Annotated in this window: 6 protein-coding genes and 1 pseudogene; 1 reads left to right on the forward strand and 6 read right to left on the reverse strand. The window is 48.3% G+C overall.

The window, feature by feature from the left end:
* Positions 1 to 383, forward strand: a 383-nt coding sequence (locus B7C60_RS18570) for an AIR synthase-related protein (protein ID WP_245869007.1), incomplete at its 5' end; no start/stop codon positions are given.
* Between the two features lie 134 nt (positions 384 to 517).
* On the opposite strand, the gene B7C60_RS08640 is transcribed toward B7C60_RS18570, so the two are convergent.
* From B7C60_RS08640 to B7C60_RS18580, 6 genes and pseudogenes are all read right to left on the reverse strand, one after another.
* The gene (locus tag B7C60_RS08640) at positions 518 to 1768 is read right to left on the reverse strand and encodes a rhodanese-like domain-containing protein (RefSeq protein WP_099611296.1); all 1251 of its coding nucleotides are present in this window, start codon (positions 1766 to 1768) and stop codon (positions 518 to 520) included.
* 66 nt (positions 1769 to 1834) lie between these two features.
* Positions 1835 to 2203 carry a DsrE/DsrF/TusD sulfur relay family protein gene (locus tag B7C60_RS08645; RefSeq protein ID WP_099611297.1) on the reverse strand — a complete coding sequence of 123 codons (369 nt, stop codon included), beginning with the start codon at positions 2201 to 2203 and terminating at the stop codon, positions 1835 to 1837.
* A gap of 27 nt (positions 2204 to 2230) precedes the next feature.
* On the reverse strand, positions 2231 to 3301 hold the full coding sequence (gene hypB / locus B7C60_RS08650; RefSeq protein WP_099611298.1) for a hydrogenase nickel incorporation protein HypB: 1071 nt from the start codon (positions 3299 to 3301) through the stop codon (positions 2231 to 2233).
* Between the two features lies 1 nt (position 3302).
* Positions 3303 to 3644 (reverse strand): hydrogenase maturation nickel metallochaperone HypA, encoded by a 342-nt coding sequence (gene hypA / locus B7C60_RS08655; RefSeq protein ID WP_099611299.1) that lies wholly within the window; start codon positions 3642 to 3644, stop codon positions 3303 to 3305.
* A gap of 8 nt (positions 3645 to 3652) precedes the next feature.
* Entirely contained in the window at positions 3653 to 4645 is a 993-nt protein-coding gene (gene hypE, locus B7C60_RS08660; protein ID WP_099611350.1) for a hydrogenase expression/formation protein HypE, read from the reverse strand.
* Position 4646: 1 nt separating this feature from the next.
* Positions 4647 to 4986: pseudogene (locus tag B7C60_RS18580) on the reverse strand (hydrogenase formation protein HypD); the annotation flags it as partial.

The following is a 4986-nucleotide window of genomic DNA, read 5'->3' on the forward strand; positions in this document are numbered from 1 at the left end:
GTGTGCACGCCATGACGGACGTAACTGGCTTTGGTTTTGCCGGACACTTGCTTGAAATGTGCCGCGGTGCCAACTTAAACGCCACCATTCATACCCAACAATTACCATTATTGCCAAAAGTGGATAAGTACCTGCAACAAGGTTGCGTACCGGGTGGCACACACCGCAACTTTGCGAGTTATGGCGACAGTTTGCCCAAAATGACCGCGCAACAAAAAAATATTGTGTGCGATCCACAAACCAGCGGTGGCCTGATGATTGCTATCGATCCACAGCACGCTGAGCAATTGGAAACACTGCTGGCTGAAAACAACCTTGCTCTGTTTAAAGTTGGTCAATTCTCAGCGCATAACAATGAGGCGTGCCGCATTCAATTTCTCTAATTACCGCGTCAAAATAAACGAAGCGCCGACTTAATGAAATTCATTTCCATCAAGCCGGCGCGCTATTTTCTTCTATTTCAACTTCGATCACTCACGTGGCAACAATAGGTGTAATTCACTGCAAAAGTTAAGCTTTATTTCCCCGCCCATTGATACCAACCGCCGTCATAAACGCTGATATTTTCCCACCCCATCACATAAGCATCAAAAAACACTTCCGAAGCTCGCCAGCCCGTCCCACAGAAAAACGACACTTGTTGCTGAGGTTCGATGTTGGATTCATGCCAGAATTGTGTGATTTCGTCGGCGCTGCGCATGGTTTGATCTGGGTTACGAAAATCTTCCAGATGGAACGCATCGCTGCCCGCATGGCCCCATTTCGCACCCGGAATATGACCTTTGGACTGGATGTAATCATAGCCGCTGGTTTCGCCATTAAATTCGGCCAAGGTACGAATACTCACCAGTGATTGTTGGTCTTGTGGCAGCGTCAACAAGGCTTTCGCTTCTGGCAGATCAAGAATGTAGTTTGGATTAGCAGGAATGGTTTTACCAAATGAACGAGACATCGATACGTCCGGTGACATCATAGCTGTTTTGTAGCCACCAGCTTCCCACGACTGCCAACCACCGTTGAGTAAACGTACATCTTGCACCCCTGCATACATCAAAATGTTTGCAAGGCGCGCTGCTGCCATATTTTCGCGGCCGTACAAAATCACGGTGCTGTCGTACTCAATACCGAGGCTATTAACCAGAACTTCTAGCTGTTGGTTAGACACACGGTTCCACCAAGGTTTTGATTCGATATCGTTGGTATTGACATACTGAGCACCCGGAATGTGCGCCCAAAGGTATTTGGTTGCAGGCCCCCACGCCACTTCCAGCAGTGTGTAATTTTTGCTTGGCGCGTGTTGCACTTTTTTGCCTTGGATCACATCATTAACCCACCATGCTGGCACTAAGTTTTGATAACGAGGTAGCGCCACCAACTCACCTTGATATTGCGCCAACGGCTGATCAATCACCTCGACAGATTGAAAACCCTGTTTCACCAGTGCTGTTTTCAACTGGGTCGCACGGTCAACGGCGCAATAAAGAAAAGTGTGATGCTCTTTAATCAGCGACTTATTATCAATGAGCTGCTTCAGTTCATCGGCTGACATCATGTCCACCCAATGTGCATCAAAGTTCACCGCACCTGGAATGTGACCGCCAGCGGTTTGCCCCCTCTCTGGCCAGCCGTTATAAAAGTTACTATCGCGACAATCGACAATTTGCACATCATAAAGTTGGCTCTCCAAGACGTCGGAAAAAGTCGCTGAAGAAGCCATGTAGCTGAGACTGCAACCACAGAAAAAAAGGAATGCTTGACGTAAACGCATGATCTAACCTTTGAACTCACGTTGATTTGAATCCAGATGATGGACGGTGTTGCCCATCATTCAGAACTACATGGTGATGACTTTATCGGCCCACAGCACCCACTCGCTGAGATCAGCCATGGTACCGATTGCCACATCATCAATCAGTTGTTGTGTTGACACACCACGAGCTGCAATACAAGTTTTGCACAACCGAACACTAACATTTTGCGCCAATAGCACCTCTAACATTTGACCAATGTTAAAGCTGAAATCGGGCGTACTCTGTCCTTTCAGCGCGCCAAATACGCTGTCTGACATCAAAAACAGTTTCAGGTTGACGCTGCTTTGGTCATCTTGCTCTTTAAGCGTCATAGCCAAACGCAGCGCATTAAACAGCGCTTCCGAGCCATACGGACTACCAGACAACGTCATCACAATATTTTGAGATTGCATTACTTCCACCTTTGTAAAGAATAAACATCAAGCATTTGCCACGGAACAGGTCACTGCCGTGCGTTGTTCAGTCAGCCAACTTAACCAAGTGTCGAAACCTTCGCCCGTAGTCGCCGATAACTCAATCACTTGAATCTTTGGATTCACTTTCTTGGCATTATGGGTGCAATTCACGACATCAAAATTCACATAAGGCAGCAAATCAATTTTGTTAATGATCATCAACTCTGACTCAGCAAACATATTGGGATATTTGAGTGGCTTATCTTCACCTTCGGTGACCGACAAAATTGCCACTTTGCAGCGTTCGCCCAGATCAAAACTGGCTGGGCAAACCAAGTTTCCTACGTTTTCGATGAACAATACCCCGGCTTGATCAAACGCCAATTGGTGGTATGCATGGTGAATCATGTCCGCATCTAAATGACAGCCTTTACCGGTATTGACTTGCAGCGCAGGCACTTGCGTGGCACGAATACGATCAGCATCGTTACTGGTCTGTTGATCCCCTTCAATCACCGCACAGGGCAAGCTCTCTTTCAGGCGGTTTAACGTTTCAACCAATAAGGTCGTTTTGCCTGAACCTGGGCTTGATACAAGGTTAAGCACCAACTGACCGGCAGCAATGAAATGAGCCCGGTTGTGTTCCGCCACTTCATTATTTTTACCCAGAATATCTTGTTCCAACGTCAGCAATTGACGCTGAGAAACTCCGGCCACGTGCACTTGCGCTTCGCCACGGCCAAAATGCATATCGCCATTTGCCTGTGTATCAGCCTGATGGTGTTGCGCTGAATCTGGGTGATGTTGGTGATGGCTAGCCTCTGAATGGTTATGGCTATGCTGATGATGATCTTGTTGATAATGCTGAGCTTGTGCCGCCGAGTTCGACACGTCATCATGAAAATGAACGTGATGATGAACATCGCCTTGGTGGTAGTAATGGTGGTGAATCGCCATCGGTTGTTGATTGTGATGAGCGTGATGCTCGCCGTAGTCATGGCCATGAGCGTGCTCATGTGAATGTCCATGAGAATGGGAATGTTCATGATGATCGTGCTCAACTTGGCTATCACCGCAGCCACAAACAGTACACATATTATTCAACCTCGATATTTTTAATTTGTAGTTCCTCGCCTTGCTGCACAGTCAATTGGTAACTGTGACACTGCGGGCAACTGTCTTGATAATTTTGAATGGTAAACGAGTAATGACATCCTTGGCACACAGCAATTGCTGGCAAGGTTTCGATCACCACTTCGGCGTCTTGGGCGATCGTTTCTCGGCTGGCCATTTCCAGCCCGGTTCGCAACGCTTCTGACTCAATGCATGACAACACCCCCACGCTAAGCGTGATTTTGGTGACCTTACGGTAACGGTGCTTTTGAGCTTGCTCAACAACCAAATCGATGGTTTTCAAGCTAATGGAAAGTTCATGCATGACGCTTCTCAACAAATTCGTGGCAGTAACTCGCCCGCCGGAAAATCAAGGTAACGACGACTTCCCCACGGGTTTTGTAAAATAGGACGAGCCGGCGTTCCAGTTTGCACGGTGCCAATACACGCAGCACTGCTGTGATGTTGGCGCAGCACTGCCAGAGCTTTGTCTTTATCTTTGGCTGACACGGCCAGCACAAAGGTACCTTCATTGGCCAAATCGTAAGGTTCAAACCCAAACAGTTCGCACAATCCGCGTACCGCGTCGGTCACGGGCACACTTTGCTCATCAATCATTAACTGCACTTGACTGGTTTGGCACCATTCGTTTAACACCGCAGATAAACCACCGCGAGTAGCATCGCGCATGGCGTGAATCTCTATATCGGCCTGTAAAAGTGCTTCAACCGCAGGCCACAACAAATCGCAATCACTTTCGATTTGCGTCTCTAACGCCATCGATTCACGCTGGGCCAGTACACATGCGCCGTGACAACCAATATCACGTGACACCAAAATGCTGTCGCCCGGTTTCAGGTTATGCGCTGACACACCCTCGCTCAGGATCGAACCAATACCGGTGGTATTGATAAACACTTTATCGACACTGCCTTTGGGCACCACTTTGGTATCACCACACACAATCTGCGCACCAATACGACTGAGCTCTTTGGCCATGGTGTCAACAATTTCGGTCAGCTCACTCAGCGCCAGCCCTTCTTCAATCATGAAACCGCAACTGAGGTAAGTCGGTTTTGCTGCCGCCATCGCTAGATCGTTACATGTGCCCGCAATCGCCAACGAACCGATGTTACCGCCTGGAAAAAATAGCGGAGAAACAGTGAAACTGTCGGTCGTCATCGCAATCGGGCCGCTAATGGACAAGCTCGCAGCATCTTCGTCGCGTTTGAGAATTTCATTGCCAAAGCGAGAGAAAAATAATTGGCGAATAAACTGGCCCATTTCCTGGCCACCACCACCATGGCTAATTTGTACGTGAGTCATCTCACTCATTTTCGTTTCCTCCAGCCAAAAAAGATACCGACTCAATGGCACCATAGCGATAATAAGCATTACAAGCGCCTTCAGAGCTCACCATGCAACTGCCCATTGGGCGGGTTGGTTTGCACGCACGCCCAAACACCTTACAGTCTGGCGGAGTCGCTAAGCCGCGTAAGATATCAGCACAACGACACGCTTTATGATCATCGTGATGTTGGTGTGGCAGTTGCGCTGCAAAACGTAATTCTGCATCGCGATGCGCGTACCTATCACGCAGTTGTAATGCTGAACGTGGAATGTTACCCAGCCCCCGCCATTCAAATGTATCGCGCACGGCAAACACT

Source organism: Vibrio fujianensis (genome assembly GCF_002749895.1).
In the GTDB taxonomy this organism is placed as follows: domain Bacteria; phylum Pseudomonadota; class Gammaproteobacteria; order Enterobacterales; family Vibrionaceae; genus Vibrio; species Vibrio fujianensis.

What these genes read in the sequence shown, in the direction of transcription:
- hypB (WP_099611298.1), bottom strand. Translation starts at nt 3,301, where the DNA reads ATGTGTACTGTTTGTGGCTGCGGTGATAGCCAAGTTGAGCACGATCAT.
- hypE (WP_099611350.1), bottom strand. Translation starts at nt 4,645, where the DNA reads ATGACTCACGTACAAATTAGCCATGGTGGTGGTGGCCAGGAAATGGGC.
- hypA (WP_099611299.1), bottom strand. Translation starts at nt 3,644, where the DNA reads ATGCATGAACTTTCCATTAGCTTGAAAACCATCGATTTGGTTGTTGAG.
- B7C60_RS08645 (WP_099611297.1), bottom strand. Translation starts at nt 2,203, where the DNA reads ATGCAATCTCAAAATATTGTGATGACGTTGTCTGGTAGTCCGTATGGC.
- B7C60_RS08640 (WP_099611296.1), bottom strand. Translation starts at nt 1,768, where the DNA reads ATGCGTTTACGTCAAGCATTCCTTTTTTTCTGTGGTTGCAGTCTCAGC.